The 19880-nt window shown below is 45.6% G+C and carries 12 protein-coding genes and 1 pseudogene; 5 read left to right on the top strand and 8 right to left on the bottom strand.

Annotated features, from left to right (window positions below; all coding sequences use genetic code 11):
* Nucleotides 1-318 (top strand): IS66 family transposase (locus HMPREF9010_RS25785; RefSeq protein ID WP_032852972.1); only part of this gene is annotated, 318 nt, incomplete at its 5' end.
* A gap of 238 nt (nt 319-556) precedes the next feature.
* On the opposite strand, the gene HMPREF9010_RS01310 is transcribed toward HMPREF9010_RS25785, so the two are convergent.
* Nucleotides 557-1114: a YdeI/OmpD-associated family protein gene (locus HMPREF9010_RS01310; RefSeq protein ID WP_008651715.1), complete on the bottom strand. Its 558-nt coding sequence runs from the start codon at nt 1112-1114 to the stop codon at nt 557-559.
* A 106-nt stretch (nt 1115-1220) separates the two neighbouring features.
* Nucleotides 1221-2840 (bottom strand): ABC-F family ATP-binding cassette domain-containing protein, encoded by a 1620-nt coding sequence (locus tag HMPREF9010_RS01315; RefSeq protein WP_004297887.1) that lies wholly within the window; start codon nt 2838-2840, stop codon nt 1221-1223.
* 266 nt (nt 2841-3106) lie between these two features.
* On the opposite strand from HMPREF9010_RS01315, the gene HMPREF9010_RS01320 reads away from it, so the two are divergent.
* The 3 genes from HMPREF9010_RS01320 (at nt 3107) to HMPREF9010_RS01330 (ending at nt 6190) form a co-directional block, all read left to right on the top strand.
* Entirely contained in the window at nt 3107-3688 is a 582-nt protein-coding gene (locus HMPREF9010_RS01320) for a nucleotide exchange factor GrpE (RefSeq protein ID WP_004297892.1), read from the top strand.
* Nucleotides 3689-3727: 39 nt separating this feature from the next.
* On the top strand, nt 3728-4912 hold the full coding sequence (gene dnaJ / locus HMPREF9010_RS01325; protein WP_004307195.1) for a molecular chaperone DnaJ: 1185 nt from the start codon (nt 3728-3730) through the stop codon (nt 4910-4912).
* A 138-nt stretch (nt 4913-5050) separates the two neighbouring features.
* Entirely contained in the window at nt 5051-6190 is a 1140-nt protein-coding gene (locus HMPREF9010_RS01330) for a DNA alkylation repair protein (RefSeq protein ID WP_004308801.1), read from the top strand.
* Nucleotides 6191-6276: 86 nt separating this feature from the next.
* On the opposite strand, the gene HMPREF9010_RS01335 is transcribed toward HMPREF9010_RS01330, so the two are convergent.
* From HMPREF9010_RS01335 to HMPREF9010_RS01360, 6 genes are all read right to left on the bottom strand, one after another.
* Nucleotides 6277-7995, bottom strand: a complete 1719-nt coding sequence (locus tag HMPREF9010_RS01335; RefSeq protein ID WP_369746707.1) for a RagB/SusD family nutrient uptake outer membrane protein — start codon at nt 7993-7995, stop codon at nt 6277-6279.
* Nucleotides 7996-8006: 11 nt separating this feature from the next.
* The gene (locus tag HMPREF9010_RS01340) at nt 8007-10751 is read right to left on the bottom strand and encodes a SusC/RagA family TonB-linked outer membrane protein (RefSeq protein ID WP_008651709.1); all 2745 of its coding nucleotides are present in this window, start codon (nt 10749-10751) and stop codon (nt 8007-8009) included.
* A 98-nt stretch (nt 10752-10849) separates the two neighbouring features.
* Complete coding sequence (locus HMPREF9010_RS01345; protein ID WP_008651708.1) at nt 10850-12925, bottom strand: family 20 glycosylhydrolase; 2076 nt, start codon at nt 12923-12925, stop codon at nt 10850-10852.
* On the bottom strand, nt 12925-15249 hold the full coding sequence (locus HMPREF9010_RS01350) for a family 20 glycosylhydrolase (protein WP_008651706.1): 2325 nt from the start codon (nt 15247-15249) through the stop codon (nt 12925-12927). Before HMPREF9010_RS01350 ends, HMPREF9010_RS01345 begins: the two co-directional genes overlap by 1 nt.
* A 34-nt stretch (nt 15250-15283) precedes the next feature.
* Nucleotides 15284-17878, bottom strand: a complete 2595-nt coding sequence (locus HMPREF9010_RS01355; RefSeq protein WP_008651701.1) for a beta-mannosidase — start codon at nt 17876-17878, stop codon at nt 15284-15286.
* Between the two features lie 152 nt (nt 17879-18030).
* Nucleotides 18031-19665 carry a sialidase family protein gene (locus tag HMPREF9010_RS01360; RefSeq protein ID WP_008651699.1) on the bottom strand — a complete coding sequence of 545 codons (1635 nt, stop codon included), beginning with the start codon at nt 19663-19665 and terminating at the stop codon, nt 18031-18033.
* An 80-nt stretch (nt 19666-19745) separates the two neighbouring features.
* Between HMPREF9010_RS01360 and HMPREF9010_RS25980 the strand changes: the two are divergent.
* Nucleotides 19746-19880 (top strand): annotated as a pseudogene (locus HMPREF9010_RS25980) (MFS transporter); the annotation flags it as partial.

The following is a 19880-nucleotide window of genomic DNA, read 5'->3' as shown; positions in this document are numbered from 1 at the left end:
ACCTATCTTCGCAATGAGTGGAATGCAGTGGTGGACATCTTTAATTATGGTGACACTTATCTGGACAACAATATGGTTGAACGGATGAACCGGTACATATCCTTATCAAGAAAAAACTCATTGTTCTTCGGCAGCCATAAGGGGGCCGAACGAGGCGCCATACTCTATACAATAGCACTCACTTGTAGGATGCATAAAGTGAATTTATTTGAGTATCTCACGGATGTGATAAACAGAACAGCCGAATGGCAACCGAACACACCAATTGAAAAATACAGGGAACTGCTTCCTGACAGATGGGAAAAGGCTAATGACTAAAAAGGGATCATTAGCCTTTTTATTTTAATACACTATATAGAATCGCGGAGACGCTTACCGGTAAAAAGACGGTGTAAGAGCGCCCCTTCACCCGTAAACACACTATTTATCAGGAATCTGGAAGAAAGGTGAAGGGCAGAAAAATAACTACGTTCGAGAAAGAGAATTGAATATCAATTATGCGCATAATGCTTCTGTCCTGTTATTACAATCAAAGTTACAACTACAGACATAGGGATTAGTAGTATTTTTCAATTCCCCCAAATCCTTTTATCATTTTATTTTCCTTCGTTTTATTGATAAAGTTGTTCAATCGCTTTTCAAATTCTTCCGGCCGTTTTCTGGCAGCCTCAATGTATGCAATTCGGATACGTCTATACGCATTAGAAAATTGTTGGTAATTCTCCCATACAGTTTTATCCTCTTTCAGTTTTCCGATAATATCATTCGGGAAGACAAAAGGGGCTGACAATACTTTTCGTATATTATCTTCCCTATCAGGGTGAATCATATTATGTTCCAGCAACCATTTCAGTCTCTCTTTGTTGGCTTGCGAGTAGGAACTTTTAGGGTTTCTGGGTGTGAAATGCTGGATTTTATGTTCTTTGTCGAGCGCCTTTATGGTGCTGTCGATCCATCCGAAGCAAAGGGCTTCCTCGACAGCGTCGTTGTATGTAACACTTTTTTCGCCCGAAGATTTGGAGGGGAATACAAACCAAACGTCATTGGCGTTTTCAAAGTTGTCTGCCAGCCATTTTCGCCAATCTTCTCTGTTTTCAAAATATTTTATTTCCATAGTGCTAAAAAGAACAGCAACCCATTGTTGAGAATAGGTTGCTGTTAAATTGGTTATTCATCAGACTTCATGTATGGGAGTCAGGGGCTTTTATTCGTCCGGTCACTTATTTGTCTCCGTACATCTTCGCCCGCAATTCCTTAATATGGTCGGAAGTGATATATTCGTCATATTCCATCATCTTGTCGATGATACCGTTCGGTGTCAGTTCGATGATGCGGTTGGCAACGGTCTGAATAAATTCGTGGTCATGAGACGAGAAGAGGATATTTCCTTTGTACGTCTTCAGGTTGTTGTTGAATGCCTGGATAGATTCCAAGTCCAGATGGTTGGTCGGAGTGTCCAGAATGAGGCAGTTGGCATTGCGCAGCTGCATACGGGCAATCATACAACGCATCTTCTCACCTCCGGAGAGTACGCTTACTTTCTTCAATACCTCTTCGCCGGAGAAAAGCATACGGCCGAGGAAGCCTTTCATATATACCTCGTTGCCTTCTCCAAACTGGCTCAACCAGTCTACCAGGTTCAGGTCGGAATTGAAGAAATCAGTGTTATCCAGCGGCAGGTAAGCAGTGGTGATGGTTACCCCCCAGTTGAAAGTACCTGCATCGGGTTTCATGTTTCCGTTGATAATTTCGAAGAAAGCAGTCATCGCGCGCGGATTGCGTGACAGGAATACCACCTTGTCACCTTTCTCTACGTTGAAGTTCACGTCGTTGAAGAGCACTACGCCTTCTTCCGTCTTCTTGCTCAATCCGGAAACTTCCAGAATCTGGTTGCCCGGCTCGCGTTCGGGAGTGAAGATGATGCCCGGATACTTACGTGAAGAAGGTTTGATTTCTTCTACGTTCAGTTTCTCCAACATCTTCTTACGGCTCGTTGTCTGCTTGCTCTTCGCTACGTTCGCGCTGAAACGGCGGATAAACTCTTCGAGTTCTTTCTTCTTCTCTTCAGCCTTCGCCTTCTGGTTCTGTTGCTGACGGAGAGCCAATTGGCTGGATTCGTACCAGAAACTATAGTTACCGGCAAACATATTGATTTTTCCGTAGTCGATGTCTACGGTGTGTGTACATACAGAGTCGAGGAAGTGACGGTCGTGGCTTACCACCAATACGGTATGCTCGAAGTTGGCAAGATATTCTTCCAACCAGGTCACTGTTTCCATATCCAAGTCATTGGTAGGCTCATCGAGCAAGAGGTTGTCCGGATTTCCGTACAATGCCTGCGCCAGCATGACACGTACTTTTTCCTTACCACTCAATTCACCCATCAATACGTAATGCTTATCTTCTTTCACGCCCAGTCCGCTCAATAGCATGGCTGCGTCGCTTTCCGCATTCCATCCGTCCAACTCGGCAAATTTTTCTTCCAATTCGGATACTTTCAGTCCGTCTTCGTCTGTGAAATCTTCTTTTGCATACAATTCTTCGCGTTGCTTCATGATGTCCCACAACACGGTATGTCCCATCATGACGGTATCCATGACGGTATATGAGTCCCACTTGAAGTGGTCCTGACTCAACACCGAGAGACGTTCGCCCGGTCCGAGCGCAATCGTACCTGTTGTCGGGTCCAGATCTCCGTAAATCGTACGAAGAAACGTAGATTTTCCCGCACCGTTCGCACCGATAATACCATAACAATTACCACTCGTAAACTTCAGGTTTACGTCATTAAATAACACTCTTTTACCAAACTGAACCGATACGTTCGAAACTGTAATCATCTTATTATTTACTATTTTACTAGTTACTATTTACTTATTTGAGCGTGCAAAGGTAGACATTTAAAATGAATTATGAGCTATCTGATATGTGCCAATCTGACATAAAAGTGTTACCTTTGCTGCGTTTTTTGGCAAAACGGCCAACTTGGCAAAGTTTTTGCAGACGAAATCTGTGACATCCGGTCAGTCCGGTATGTTTATAAGCGGTATCTTGCATAGATAACGTGTGTTTCTAAATAGTAAATAATAAAATAGTAAATACCAAGATGGATCCGAAAGAAAAAAAAGTGAAGGAAGAGGAACTGAATGTGGAGGAAACTCACAATCCTGCGGAAGACCAACCGCAAAACGAACAAGCAGAGGGAACCGCTCCGCTGACTCATGAAGAGGAGTTGGAAAAGGAACTGGAAAAGGCTCAAGAAGCGCTTGAAGAGCAAAAGGATAAATATCTGCGCTTGTCTGCCGAGTTCGACAATTATCGTAAACGCACTTTAAAGGAGAAGGCCGAACTGATCCTGAATGGTGGCGAAAAGAGTCTTGGCAGTATTCTTCCGGTAGTGGACGATTTCGAACGTGCCATCAAGACGATGGAAACGGCAACGGATGTCAATGCCGTAAAAGAAGGGGTGGAACTGATTTACAATAAATTTATGGCTGTTCTGGCTCAAAATGGTGTGAAAGTCATCGAGACGAAAGACCAACCGCTGGATACTGATTTCCATGAAGCCATCGCGGTAATCCCCGCACCGTCGGAAGCACAGAAAGGTAAGATTCTGGATTGTGTGCAGACGGGGTATACACTGAACGACAAAGTGTTGCGCCACGCCAAAGTGGTAGTAGGGGAATAAGGATTCGCAACCCATAAAACTCATAATTTTTAAAGAAGCATGGCAGAAAAAAGAGACTATTACGAAATATTGGAGGTGACGAAGACAGCCACAGTAGAGGAGATTAAGAAAGCGTACCGTAAGAAAGCAATCCAGTATCACCCTGACAAGAATCCGGGGGATAAGGAGGCAGAAGAGAAATTTAAGGAGGCGGCCGAGGCTTATGACGTGTTGAGTAACCCGGAAAAGCGTTCGCGTTACGATCAGTTCGGTCATGCGGGAGTGAGCGGTGCGGCAGGCAATGGCGGTCCGTTCGGTGGTTTCGGTGGCGAGGGGATGTCGATGGATGACATTTTCTCTATGTTTGGCGACATCTTTGGTGGCCGCGGCGGCGGTTTCGGGGGAGGCTTCGGAGGGTTTAGCGGATTTGGCGGTGGCGGTTCACAGCAACGCCGGTATCGCGGCAGTGACCTTCGTGTGAAAGTGAAGCTGACGTTGAAGGAGATCTCTACCGGAGTAGAAAAGAAATTTAAACTCAAAAAATATGTGCCGTGTGACCAGTGTCATGGCACGGGTGCCGAAGGTGACGGCGGTTCGGAGACTTGTCCTACTTGTAAGGGTAGCGGCTCCGTGATCCGTAACCAGCAGACTATTCTGGGCACTATGCAGACTCGCGTCACTTGTTCTACTTGTGGCGGTGAGGGTAAGATTATCAAGAACAAATGTAAGAAGTGTGGTGGCGACGGAATCATTTACGGTGAAGAAGTGGTGTCGGTGAAAATCCCTGCCGGAGTGGCAGAGGGTATGCAGCTTTCTATGGGTGGCAAAGGAAATGCCGGCAAACACAATGGTGTGGCAGGCGACTTGCTGATTCTCGTAGAGGAAGAACCGCATCAGGACTTGATTCGCGACGAGAATGATTTGATTTATAATCTGTTGCTTAGTTTCCCGACTGCTGCTCTGGGCGGAGCTGTGGAAATTCCGACTATCGACGGCAAAGTGAAAGTGAAGATTGATTCGGGTACTCAACCAGGTAAGGTGCTTCGTTTGCGCGGCAAGGGATTGCCGAATGTGAACGGGTACGGAACGGGGGATTTACTCGTCAACATCAGTATCTATGTGCCGGAAGCGCTCAATAAAGAGGAAAAGAGCACGCTCGAAAAGATGGAGGCTTCGGACAACTTCAAACCTAACACGTCGGTGAAGGAGAAGATTTTCAAGAAGTTCAAGAGTTTCTTCGATTAATTTTTTGCTATAATATATAAGGTATAAGTGAGCTGCAATCTTTTTTGTGGCTCACTTCTGTTTTTAGGGCTTGTCCTTTTAAAAAAAAGACATATATTTGTGTAGCAAATAAATAGATACTAAATATAGACTTCAAGTATGGCAGAACCTTTTAAGAATATGTACAACAAGCAATTTTTCGATCTGTTTACGAAAGATTTGAGACTTGTTATCGATGATTTTGATGCTCACGGTTTTGTTTCTCAAATAATGGATGATGAATGGGAAGGCAGGGAACTAAAACAGCGCTGGATACATATCACTAGCATTCTGAAAAAGTTTTTGCCGGCAGATTACAAAGAGGCGATCGCTAAGATTCTTGAGTTGTTGGATCATGTAAAAAGTACGCGGCCTGATTTTTCGGTGATAGACGATACGAAGTTTGGATTGATGCTGGAGTATGGGGTGATTCTGAATAATTATGTCGAGCAATATGGGTTGGATGATTATGAAACGTCTGTCAAGGCGATAGAGAAAATCACACAGTTCACAAGTTGCGAATTTGTGACTCATCCTTTTATAATAAAATATCCGGATGAAATGATGAAGCAGATGTTGGTTTGGTCGAAACATGAGCATTGGGGAGTCAGGCGGCTTTCGTCAGAAGGTTGCCGTCCGCGTTTGCCTTGGGCGATGGCTTTGCCGAATCTGAAGAAAGACCCGACACCTATTATTCCTATTTTAGAGAATCTTAAAAATGATCCGGCAAGATTTGTACGGTTGAGCGTTGCCAATAATTTGAATGATATTGCGAAAGATAATCCGGAAATTGTCATTGATTTGGCAAAGAAATGGAAGGGGGAATCTAAAGAGGTAGACTGGATTATTAAACACGGTTGCCGGACGCTCTTAAAACAAGGGATTCCAGAGGTGATGGAGTTGTTTGGCTTTGATTCTATCAGAAATAATATTAGTATGGAGGATTTTCAGATTTCAAGTCTTAAGGTTAAAGTCGGTGATTCGTTGGAGTTTGGTTTTAACTTGTTGAATCATAGCAATAAGACAATCAAAATACGGCTTGAATATGGTATTTATTACCAAAAAGCAAATGGAACGCTGACGAAGAAAGTTCATAAAATCAGCGAAAAAGAATATACCGGGAATTCTACCACACGAATAACGCGAAAGCACTCTTTCCGCGTGGTTACGACGAGAAAATTCCATCTCGGGCTTCATCAAATTGCTATAATAATCAATGGGAGTGAATTTGAAAAATATGATTTCGTTTTGATTGAGTAATTCGATTGCTGCAACAAATAATATAAATCCTCGATTCTCCGGATGAAAATCGAGGATTTTTTATTTTGATTACTACTATCTTCTTCCTAATACCCCGGATTCTGTTTCAACCTCTCATTCATCACCCGTATTTTCTCCGGTATAGGGAATACAGTTGTATATCCACTTGCCTCATCCGGTAGTTGCGGACGGCTGCTGTAAGCTCTTGTAAACTTCCCGAAGCGGACTAAGTCCTGTCGTCTCCATCCTTCCCAAGCCAGTTCCAGCTGACGTTCGGCAAGGATATTCTCTAAAGTGGCAGTGCGGGGAGAAGCGTTGACACGGCTACGAACTTCATTGAGTTCTTCATCTCCGTTTGCTCCGTTCCGGACTTTCGCTTCACTCTTCATCAACAAAGCGTCTGCATAGCGGAACAATACAATGTCATTCTCCATCAACTTACCGTCTTTTGTGGCAGTCGGGTCGACTTCATACTTTTTCATGCGGGCTCCTGCGGTTTGTTCGTATGGGGTATCTGTTATATCCAGAGATACTTTCCAGGGCAGATATTCCAGTACCGTTCCATTATCCAGTTTGATTATGTTTCCTTTCAGGTCGTGGACAATTCCTGCAAAATAGCAAATATCAAAACGGGGATCTTGTTCCGCGGTTTCATAACCGAAAGCTTCGAGGGCTTCAATGGTGGCGCTGGGACCGTTCTCACCGCTTAGTCCGTAAGCCTTGGCGTGATTATAGTGGCGGGAACGGAAGAGATATTGCATCTGGTTGGTGTACAGAGTTTTGTTCATCGGGATAGTGAAGACATTCTCTACGGACGGTTCGTTGAATATAGAGAAATTCGTTTCGTATTCCGGTTCCAGTTTGTAGCCCATAGTCTTGAGTTGGTCACAATAGTAGATAACTGTTTCCCAGGCATTTAGTTCGCTGCCGTTCACTGTGAACTTTATATTTTTTCCATCCGGGCGTTGTCCGTCCGTCCAATCATTGTCTGTATAAACTTCGGAGTTCAAAGCCAGTTTGGCCAGTAGGAAAATTACCACGGGGCGAGTGATACGGCCATAGTAAGGGCCGGACTGGTTGCTATGTGCATCGCTCAACAAAGGAGCCGCCTCTTGCAATTCCTTGACAACAAAGTCAAAGACCGTTTTCCGTTCACTTTGCACTACATCTTTCATTGCTACGGAAGAGGATTGAACTAGCGGGATGCGTCCGAACAAATCCATCAGGTAATAATAATACATAGCCCGCATGGCACGTACTTCGGCACGGTATGCCGGCAGTTCCGTAGCGGAATGAGTTTCGGCGAATTTGTCTATCCGTTCCAGTGATTTGTTACTTAACATGACGACTTTATAGAGATATTCCCATGTAGCCTGAATGGCATCATTCTCTATTCCCCAATCGTGCAGGTAAAGTCCTTGCCAAAAACCACCGTCATACCAGTCACCTCCACGGGTGGGGATAATGGCTTCGTCGGAGGTAAAGGTGTTCAGGTCGTAGACTCCCCTACCCGTTCCCTGCAATCCCTGACTATCACTATAACCGCCTACGTATGTATAAAGCGAAGCTACTGCATTGAGATATACTTCCGAGATTGTATTGTAAACGTCATCTTCGGGTAACTTATCTTTCGGATTTTCCTCCAAAAACTTACTACATGAGAATAAACCCAGGCACGTTATAAGAAGGAATACCAGCACTCCCGAAGGACGTAAGATCTTCTTTGAAAACAGTTCCGCTATCCTTGAAAGCAGTTCTTCTTTCTGCAAAAAAAGACTTTTATTTTTCATATATTGTTTCATCATCTCCTCCTCCATTAAAAGTTAATACTCAATCCCAGTGTGTACGTCCGCGCCAACGGATATCCCCGTTTATCATCCACGCCTAAAGTGGAGTTCACTGTTGAACTGTTAATCATGGGTGAAAGTCCCGAATAACCGGAAATGGTTGCCAGGTTGTTGACTGTAAATGCCAGACGCAGGGAACGGACATATTTCTTCAGTTTCTGCACTTTCTCAATCGGCACGTTCCAACCCAGCGTCACATAGTCGAAGTTGACATAATCTCCCTTTTCCAACCAATAGTCGGTGGCGGTTTGATCCTTGATGTTCTGTTTCGGGCCTTTCTTCATTACGTTATAGTCGGGAAATATATTCATGTTCATATAGGTCAGGGAGGTTCCGTTGTAAATTTTATGTCCGAAAGCTCCGTTAACCTGCAAAGACAGGTCGAAACGCTTGTAGCGGAAACTGATGTTGGAGCCAAGAATCGTTTTAGGTACGGCTTGTCCTGCCACGTAGCGGTCTTCACCATCTTCAAGGCTGACACCTCCGCCATTCAGATCGGCGATGCCATAGGTGTATCCACCGTTTCCATCGGATTCGAGTCCCGTACTGTGGGGAAGATAGAACACGCCCAACGGTTGACCCACCATCTGATATACGATGTGGTTGTATCCTCCGTGAAAGCCGGCTCCGTCGAGGCTGGCAAGACTTTTATATTCGGGGGCAGAAAGCATTTCGCCGTTGTACATACCGCTTAATGAGAGCAGTTTGTTGCGCTGGAAAGTGATATTGGCATTGATATTCAATTCCATATCCTTGGTCTTCAAGGGGGTGATGCCGATGGCGATTTCCGTACCCCAGTTGCGCATGGAACCGATGTTGGCAAGCAAGGTGTTATAGGTGAAAGGCGGTACGCTTACGTTGTAAAGGTAAAGCATGTCTGTGGTTCGGGAGTTGTAATAGTTGGCGGAAAGCAGCAGGCGGTTACCGAAAAGAGCTACGTCGATACCGGTATTAAAGGTATGTTTCACTTCCCATTTCAGGTCGGGATTTGTGTTCCGTAAGTCTCCTAAAGATACGACGGCGGAGTTTCCGACGGGGACTACACCGTTCGGCTTTACAAGGTTCAATGTAGTGTATGAGTCAATCCCGCTCTGATTACCTGCCAGACCATAGCCAATACGGAATTTCAGATTATCCACCATCGGCAACTGCTTCATAAATTCTTCTTCACTAATCACCCATGCGGCAGATGCGGAGGGGAAGAATCCCCATTTATGGTTCGCTCCGAATTTGGAGGAAGCATCTGTACGGGCGTTCAGCGTCAGTACGTAGCGGTCGGCGTATGTATAGTTGAAACGTCCCATGAAAGATGCCAGACGGGGTTGGTCGTAGTAAGAATTAGTGCCTTCCCACAAGCGGAGTGCGCCTGCCTGAAGATTATTATACCCGAATTTGTCGGTGCTGAAATTGCTTACTGTTGTATAATATCCCGTGTAGGTTTCTTTTTGAAGTTCGGCAAGTGCCAACACGTCAAAGAAATGTTTTTTCCAGTTTTTCTTATAGGTCAGCATCATGTTGCCCAGCAAGGACTCTCGCTTTTTGGTTCCTTTGTAAGCCTGACCGTTCGCCCAGACGGAGGTGGGGAGGTATTGCGAATTTTCCACGATATTATAGGTATAGGCACCGAAGAGGTTAAGTTTCAGCCCTTCCAGTAGATTGAAAGTCAGACGGGCATGCGTGCTGATGTGCGAAGTGGCATCATCATCCTGCACTTCCATCCATGCCAATGGATTGGTAATTTGGCTGGCGGTTGTTATTCCGTCCCAGGAATTGGTGACGGGGTCTTTATGGTTGGGATAGGTGGGATTGAATGTGGCTGCCGAATAGAACGTTTTCTGATAATCCACCAGATTATGATTCTTCTGAATGGAACCGAACATTCCCAGCTCGCAGTTCAGGAAGCCGTCGAACATTTTCTGATTCATGTTCATATTCGAAGTGAAGTTTTTCATGTCTTCATTCAAAATCACTCCCTGACGATCCATGAAACCAAGAGAAACGCGATAGCTGGACTCACTGGAACCGCCATAAAAGGCGATGTGATGGTTTTGTTGTAGTCCTGTCTGTTCAATTTCTTTCTGAAAATCGGTATTATTTCCTTTGTCCAGAATGGAAATCCCGCGTTCCGAAGCGACACGGCGGTACTCATCGCCGGACAGCATTTTCAGATTCTTGTAGACGGTGGAAATTCCGAAGCTACCGTTGTAGGCTACCTGTGTTCTGCCGCTCATTCCTTTTTTAGTGGTGACCTCGATCACACCGGAAGCTCCTCGTGAACCGTATTGTGCGGTTTCGGAAGCGTCTTTCAGAATGGTGAAGCTCTCAATATCCGTAGGGTAAATGGAGGTGAGCATACTCAAGTCACCAAATACTCCGTCGACGATTATCAAAGGGTCATTGCCACTGGTCAGTGAGGTAGTTCCCCGCAGGCGTACTGCATCCAAGGCTGCCGGACCATTTGACCCGCGTTGGATAGTCAAGCCCGGCACACGTCCGCGGATTGCTTCCAAAGGGTTCGTTATCTGGTCTTTATTCATCTGTGTCTCCGTAATCTTCTCTACGGAACCGGAGAGGGTTTTCAAACTTCCGGTGGCATATCCAACAGTTATCAATGAGTCTATGGGCGTGACGGGAATCTTCTGCGCCAAGGTGCTCTCGCACGGGATTACCAGAAGAAGAAGGCTGTAGAAAATGAGTCTAGCGTGTTGTACCATATTCTTAGTTTTTAAGGTAATAATACAAATATAACAAAAAAAGAGAGAATCTGGTTGAGTAGATTCCCTCTTTTATTCATAAATGATATTGACAATGTCTATTTCACGATTATCTCATCCGTAAATATCCACCCTTCGAATTCGCTTCCGGCCTGTGCCTGGTAACGTACGTATCTTCCTTTGGCTTCTCCCTGCCATGAAATATCCGTAAACCGGATAGGGGTTTCTTTGCTCACTTCAAAGTGTTGTTTTTGCAACTCCGTGAAGTTAATTCCATCATCGGAAATGGAAATAATCACTGTCTCCGGCAGGAATACTTCCGCGCCGACCACTTGCATAAAAGCGGCGGTGATGGAATGGATAGGGGTTTCTTTTTCCATATCAATCGTCACATCGAGACGGTTGTCCGAGATAAATCCTTGCCATGAACCATCACCGTAAGTCCAGTCACCACGTATGCCGTCTGTCAGGGCTGTGTTGCCTTGTGCGGGATAATGGGCGCTATAGGAGGAGTTATAGGTCACTTTTTTACCGAGCGCCAAATGGCTGACTGGTTGAAGAGATTCGGGACGGCTGCCGATTTCTTTGCTCAAATCGAAAGGATGGTATCCTTTTTTCTGTAAATCGGCCACTGCTGACAGTGCACGGGTATGGAAATCGGACCATGACTTACGTTCCGGAGCCGACCAGGCTACTTCCGCCAATGCCAGTATACGAGGGTAAATCATATATTCCACGTGTTCGGGAGTGGGGATATATTCCACCCATAGGTTGCCCTGCACACCGTAGACTAACTTTGCCTGCTCCGCAGTTAAGGAAGCGGGAACAGGATCATAGGTATATACTTTCTTCAATGGCAGGTAGCCGCCGATAGCTTCCGGCTGGGAGTATGGGGCGTCCTGATAGCTGTCCAGATAACAGTATGCACCCGGCGTCATGATGGCATGATGGCCGGAGGTGACGGCAGCGATACCACCCTCTTCTCCACGCCATGACATGACGGTTGCATTGGGCGCAATGCCTCCTTGCAGAATCTCGTCCCATCCCAAGAGACAGCGTCCGTGATTGTTGAGGAATTTTTCGATGCGGTGTATCAGATAGCTTTGCAGCTCGTCTACATTGGCCAGATGCTCGTCTTTCATTCTCTTCTGACATTTCGGACAGGTCTTCCAAGCCGATTTGCCGGCCTCATCACCTCCTACATGAATGTATTCGGAAGGGAAAAGTTCCATAACTTCCGTCAGTACATTCTCCAGAAAGGTGAAAGTTTCTTCATTGCCGACACAGAAATCGGAGTTCTTGTAAGGTTCTCCCGAACAGGATAGCTGCGGGTAGGCAGCCAGCACCTCTTCCGAATGGGAAGGCATTTCAATCTCCGGAATCACGGTGATGTAGTGCTGACGGGCGTATGCCAGTATTTCACGAATATCGTCCTGGGTGTAATAGCCTCCGGAAGCTCCGGGTTCATCGTAACGGAGGTATTTACGTCCGCCGTTCCACCATTTCTTCCAGGTGGGGTCTGTACGCCAAGCTGCAAAATCGGTCAGTAAAGGATATTTCTTAATTTCAAGCCGCCAGCCTGCCGCATCGGTCAGGTGCAGGTGCAAACGGTTGATTTTGTAATATGCCAATGCGTCTATCTGCTTCTTTATAAACTCTTTGGTAGAGAAATGGCGGGATACGTCCAGCATCAGTCCGCGGTAAGCAAAACGCGGGGTGTCTTCTATCTCGACAGAGGCTATGGAATAGCTGCCTGTGCCCGCCGGTTGCATCAGCTGTAACAGGGTTTGCATTCCATAGAATAATCCGGCTCCCGAAGTTGCCCGGATCTCAATTCGTTGAGGGGTGACGGAGAGTGTGTAGCTTTCCGGTGATGGCAACTGGGGGGTCTTGGGGGTTATCAATAAGAAAAGCATCTGTTTCCTGTCTTTCATTCTCGCTTCTTTCAATTGAACAGGCAATGCTTTCAGGTAATTCTCCCAAAGTTCCGCTTCTCCACCTTGCAGGTTTGTATAAAGTTTAGTCTTTTCTGACAGTAAAAAAGAGCCCGTCCCCTGCTCCATTTTTAATGGGACAGGTATGACGGACTGTGCCAGAATGGGATGTGCATGAAAGCACATCCCCAATATCCATAAGAAAAGACAAACTTTAGGGTATTCTTTTCTTATATTCATTAATCAATTTTGATTTCGTCTACAAATAAAAATGCGTTTTTACCTTTTCCTCCATGCCATGCCGGAAGTGATTTCTCCGGTGAAGCAATGACTCTCACGTATTGGGTGGTCACAGGATCAAAGGTTAGTTTATGCTCAACGATTCCGTCTTTGTCTGTCTCTTTCATCTCCGGGTATTCTTCGGAAGCAATCTTTTTGAAGTTCTTGCCATCATCTGAAGTTTCTACGGACAGGTTTCTGGCATCAAATACCCAGTCTCCTTTTGCTACATTGGTAGAGATTGCCACGCTTGAGATTTCAGTAGGTTGCCGGAGGTCGATAGTCATATCCATGTCATTTCCGTTGAAAGCGATCCAACGACCTGACCTGTAGCTGCTATTTCCTTTCAGACCGTCTACCAAAGTGGAAGCTCCTTTGAACAGGTATTGTTCATTGATAGGCTGATTGGCTACAATCGGCTTCATGCTGGATTTGCTGAAATCAATCTTCTCCGTCACAGTCTTGCTTTCGCCGTTGGGACGGATGGCTTTAGCGGACAGGGTGACATTTTCCTTAATTTTCAATACTCCTTCGTAAACGGGGGAAGTGGCAGTAGGTTCTGTGCCGTCTAACGTATAGTAAATAGGAGCACCGTCGATGGTAGACAGGGTAACGTCCATTGTTCCTTCTGCCGGATTCGGGTCAAACTCGGCTTGTACGTCAAATACGTGTTTAGCGTAATTGTATCCTTCTGCATCGTACCACTTAATCAGTTGTGGAAGACGGGACAGGAAGTCGGCATAGTTTTTCTTTTCGGGGCTGGACCACTGAATTTCACACAAAGCAGCCCAACGAGGCAATACCATGTATTGTGCATGTGGGAAAGTAGCGATGTATTCTGTCCAAAGGTTGGCTTGCACTCCCTTGATGTATTTCTGTTCTTCGGGAGTAAGAGAAGCCGGCATCGGCTCGTAGCTATACACTCTTTCCATGGGCAGATAACCACCGATACCGAACGGTTCGTTTTCTACGTCTTTAGCTTGGTAGTAGTCGAAATACAGGTAGGTGTTCGGTGTCATGATGACATCATGTTGCTGCTTCGCAGCTTCGATACCACCTTTCTCACCACGCCATGACATCACGGTAGCATTCGGAGCAAGTCCGCCTTCGAGGATTTCATCCCAACCGATGATTTGACGTCCATGGTCGTTCAGGAATTTCTCAATATGGTTGATGACAAAGCTCTGCAAACGTTCTTCTTTGCTGTGGTTCTGATCTGACTTCAGTCCCAATGCTTTGATACGTGCCTGGCATTTCGGACATTTTTCCCATCTTACTTTCGGGCATTCGTCGCCACCTACATGAATATATGGTGATGGGAAGATTTCAATCAATTCACCATAGACATCTTCCAGGAATTTCAAGACCTGGTCGTTTCCGGCGCAAAGCACATCTTCGGATACACCCCATTGTCTCCATACTTCGTACGGGCCACCGGTACAACCCAGTTCTGGGTAAGCGGCAAGGGCAGCTTGCATGTGTCCCGGAAGGTCGATTTCGGGAACAACGGTGATGTAGCGTTCGGCTGCATAATCTACGATTTCTTTGGCTTGTTCCTGGGTGTAGAATCCACCGTAAGGTTTGCCGTCGTATTCGCCGGAGTTACGTCCGATGACTGTTTCTGTTCTGTTAGCACCGATTTCAGTCAGTTTCGGGTATTTTTTGATTTCCAGACGCCAGCCTTGATCGTCGGTGATATGCCAGTGGAGGCGGTTCATGTTATGTAAAGCCTGCATGTCGATGTAGGTCTTTATTTCATCCACGGTAAAGAAATGACGGCTGGTATCGAAATGCGCACCACGATAGCCAAAGCGGGGAGCGTCATTGATTTCTACGGCTGGCATGGCAATATCCGCACCGACAGCCACAGGCAATGATTTGCGCAGGGACTGGATGCCATAGAATACGCCGGCTTCCGTAGGACCGGTAATCGTGATTCCGTCACCGGTAACTTTCATCTGGTAGGATTCCGGATTTTCGTTCTCCGTGCCTAATGCCAGTACGATTGCGTTTTTACCTTCTGTTCCGGCTTCAATGGAGAAATCTTTTCCGGTAGCCGTTTTCAGATAGTCTGCCAGGAATTTTGCGTTGCGTTGCATCTTCTCGTTTCCTTCCGGATAGAGAATTTTCACACTGCTCTTGAGGATGAAGGGACTTCCTTGAGCGGTTACAATTTCTTGTGGCATGGGGATGATCTGGTAGTTGGGTTCCTGTTGCGCCGATTGGCAAGAGGCAAAAAGTCCTGCTAGTGCCAGACATCCGGTTAATTTAAAGAGTTGCTTCATAAACTAAAAAATTAAGTGTTAAGTTATTAATAGATTAATTATAAGTTTCACGAATATGTTTGATTGTCAAAGGCAGCTCCTCTCCTTTCTTTATTTGGGGAGAAGTGATGACGACCGTTTTACGTTCTCCGGGAAGAAGGTCGAAAAAGTTGTCGCTGAAACGGGCTCCCTGCAAAGGAATTTCAATAAAGACATCTTTTGCAAGAGCGGGAGAAAACAATGTCAGTTCACACATGCCGTCTTTCTGTTTCATCTTGCTGGAAACGGTTGTTTCAGGCAGAAGCAGGTCTTTTGTTTTTCTAAAGAAGTATACGGTTTCGGCAAGGGTATTTCCTGCCTTGTCTTTCAGGGTCAGTTGCATGAAACAGCGTTGCTGTTCTTCCGGTGATAGCCAGGTGTCGGTTTTTATACGGTACACGCATTGGGAAGTGTTAGCCGGAACTGTCAATGTGTTGAGTCGTATCGGCTTGCCTTGTTTCTTTCCGTCAAAGTCTGTTACTTTCATTTCCAACATCAGGTGGTCTTTGGTGTCCGGACAGTCGGAAATCAGGTAGATATTGAGGCTGTCGTTCTGCCGGATAGGATTGATGAGGATTGGAGCAAAGGCTCGTTTGGCTTGGTAATGCAGGGCTTTCCAGTTACCGTAATAGTCGATGCTCGACCAGGATACTACCGGCCAGCTATCATTCAGTTGCCAATACAGGGTACCCATACAGTAAGGACGGTTCCGGCGGTGTGCTTCCAGTCCGTGACGCATTCCTTGTCCTTGCAGCACTAGTCCGACATAGACAAAGTCTTCAAATTTTTCAGGGATGATATAGTCGCGCTCCATGTAGGTACGAATCAGGGCGTTGCCGATACTGCTTTTCTGATGAGCATTCATCACTTCCGATTCTATCTGATAATCTTCCGGAGCGGCGAAAGTGGAGATGGTCTTCATTTCCGGGAAGGACTGAAAACCGAATTCGCTCATGAAACGGGGCAGGTCTGTATCGAGTGACTCGAATGTTTTTTGACCATACCAGACTCCCCAGTTATGGCTGTCTCCTATTCCCCAGGATTCAGGACGCCCCCAGTTGGCAAAATACGGGGAGCTGTGTATGTAGAAACGGTCGGCATCCAGTTCCTTAACCTTGGCTGGAAGGAGCTGATGGAACAGTTTGTCGTAGCCTCGAAACATTTCCTGATAGATTTCGAGCGGGAAGTTCTTGTCGAATCCCCAATATTTTAAGGCTTCCAGTATTTCGTTATTGCCGCACCACATCGCCAGTGAAGCATGATTGCGAAGGCGACGGATGTTATAGCAGGCTTCCGCCTCTACCCTTTTCAGAAAGGTGGGGTCGGACGGATAGGGAGTGCAGGCAAACATGAAGTCTTGCCACACCAGTATTCCGTTTTCATCTGCCAGGTCATAGAAACGGTCATCTTCGTACGTTCCACCTCCCCATACACGAATGACATTCATGTTCGCTTCGCGGATGTCGCGGAATAAGGTTTGGTAGCGTTCGGTAGTGACGTTAGTCAAGAGTGCATCCTGGGGGATGTAATTGGCTCCTTTGGCAAACATAGGTACACCATTTACTTCAAAATAGAAGGATTCTCCGTCTTTATCTTTTTCATTAACGAGGCAAACGGTACGCAGTCCTATCCGGTGCGATTGCTCGGCTACGACTTTATCTTCTACTATGATTTGAGCGGAGAAATCATACAGGGCGGGCTTTCCCCATCCATTCGGCATCCAACGTACGGGGGATGCCACTTCGGAAGGTATGGAAACATGATTGATTCCGGGCTGTAAGGTGATTGCCTGGCTGATGCTTTTTTCTGCACTTCCTTCGAATGAGGTATTGATTCTCACCTCTGCCTGAAGTGGCCGGGGGAGTATGTTGTTTATTTCTAATTCATTAGACAGGTTTGCGAGCTGGTCGGTCAGTGCGAGTTGCTTTATGTGGTAGTCACTGATAGAAGCTGCGTCATAAAAACGGATGGTCACCGGACGCCAGATGCCGCTGGTCACCATGCGGATTCCCCAGTCCCAGCCATAGCTGTAAGGGGCTTTACGGGAGAATACGCTTAAATGTTTGTCGTGATGGTCGTTGTCTGCCGGATAGTTGAATCCGTTCGAGTTATATTGAGGCAGTGTCTGCCGGATGGGGGAATGAAAATAGATGTGAAGAAGGTTTTCTCCGATACGGAGTTGGGACTTGACGGGTATGGTATAACCGACAAACATGTTATCGGCTTTCAGCAACAGTGCCCCATTGAGGTATACATCGGCATACGTGTCAAGGCCTTCAAAAACCAATTGGGCGTCATCCCGTTTCAGTTGTTCGGGGGTAACTGTAAAAGCAGTCCGGTATTCCCAGTCTTCATTTTCCACCCACTGAATCTTTTGTTCATTGATGCCATAAAAAGGATCGGGTATTTGTTTATGGTAGATAAGGTCCTGATGAACGGTGCCCGGAACCTGTGCCGGTCGCCACAGCTCTGTTCCTGCCTGGGAAAATTCCCAACCTGTATTTAGAACGACAACTTCGGAATTGTCATTGCTCTGTGCATATGCCATACTGCAACAGCATAGTAATCCACATGCTATTTGAGCCTTTTTTCCGATCAAATTAATCATCATAGTGGGGCATTAGATATTAACGGATTCAAAGATATTATTTTTTCAGCAAATTTCACTGATAATTTAACAAAATATGTTGTTTTTGCACGCCACGATAAATATACGGTTTTATTCTTTTATCATATCGGATAGTTTAACCGCTATTATATCTATCATTTCATTCCTAACAAATCTGTTAATTTCACCGCCTGAAAAGTCATGTGTGCCACACTGCTCTCATATAGAATACCGATTGTCTCTTTATCAATCATCGTCAGGCAACTATATCCCCATCCTTCTGCTTCGTCGAGCATGATTTGATGTTCGGGCAACCAGGTAAGTCCTTTATCCAGACTTGTTTTTATTGTTATATGATTGCGCCCTTTAGTCGTATCCGGATTTGAAAACAACAGGAGGTCTTTATTCAAAACGTTGTCCTTGGCATCGACATGAATCAGACTGGCCATACATACCGGTTCCTGAAGTGCCTTACGTGAAGACGGGTGTTCTGTCCAGGTTTTTCCCAAATCTTTCGTTATGGCAATAGCCCGGCTTCCTCCTCTATTGTCACGCATATTCAGCATCAATACTCCCGGTTCTATTTCCGCAACTTGTGCTTCCGTTGTATTTGTTCGTGCCATATTGTGCATTTTCCACGTTTTCCCCCGGTCTTTACTATACATGATTCCTGCATTCGGAACACGGGTAGAGTCTATAAACTGCGTTGGAAATACTAATGTGCCGTCGCTCATCGTTATTCCACGTCCGGGTCCTTGAAGGAGAAAATACCAGGACGGATCTTTTACCTGCTCTGTTATATTGATCGGTTTCGACCATGTTTTACCATCGTCTGTACTCTTTGCCAATACCAGCTGTGCGGTATGGTTTATATCCATTCCCGAATGGGAGCTCCACCAGGCACGTTGATTACCCATACCATGTGTCCATGCGGCAACCACCCAGACGGTATTCGTTTGAGTATCTACCAAAATAGAGGGATCTCCTACCCCATTCTGTGCTTTAGGCAAACCGCCATACTCACCAAATGAAAGCGGAAGACGCATTTTCTCCCAGCTCTTCCCTCCGTCAGTGCTACGACTCAAACCCACATCTACATATTCCTGTAAATCGACACTACTATTATATCGGACATCGTACACTCCCAATAATGTTCCTTTATTGGTTGTCACTAATCCGGGAATACGGAAGGAAGCAGAACCGTCATTACCAGCATGACGAACTCCGACTGCCATCCGGTGAGTAATATCTTTCGGGGAAATAAATTTACAATAGAGTTCTTTCCCATCCACTTTTACAGCATGTAAATCAGAGACTATTTTAGTATGCAAAGAGGCATCTGTTTTCATCTGCAAACTGATCCAAAAAAAGTTGACACCTGGAAATAAATTGTAATTACCTCTTAATACAACTTTTTCCGATGGTCCGACCTCTGCACATTTTATGGAATAGGAAGGATTAGCCGCCAATGTCGCACCCGGTCGATGGCTGGATATGTACTCTACAGGGGCAAAGCGATTTTTGTTTTGATCTTGTAAGGCCTCTGTTCCTCCATAATAGAGTTTGATTGCCTGGACATCCGCTAAGTTGGTACTTTTACTGAAATCTAAAACAACTTCATCGAGCATCTTGCTTTCCTTTGCATCCAACCGGATATAGAACAGAACATTGTCCTGCCGCTCTATCAAAACCGGGATTTGTGTTTCATGGATAAACACTGTGTCTGAAGCTTTTACGTCAAAAGAATAGCCTAATAAGACAAGGAAAAGTAAATAAAAAATTCTTCTCATAATGGGGGTATTAGTTAGTTTAACGCGATAAAGATAAAACTTTTCTACCATAATACAGCTATGCAAACAGTTAACTTTCATTTTACCAAGTTCTGGTAGGACTAGTCAATACTTTGACCACCGTTCTGGCTCTTGTCATCATTGATAAGGTAGGCCGCAAGAAACTTGTTTATTACGGAGTTTCGGGAATGGTTGTTTCTCTGATTCTCATCGGC

It is taken from the genome of Bacteroides sp. 3_1_23 (assembly GCF_000162555.1).
Classification (GTDB): domain Bacteria; phylum Bacteroidota; class Bacteroidia; order Bacteroidales; family Bacteroidaceae; genus Bacteroides; species Bacteroides ovatus.
This window is presented reverse-complemented; position numbering and strand designations above follow the sequence as displayed.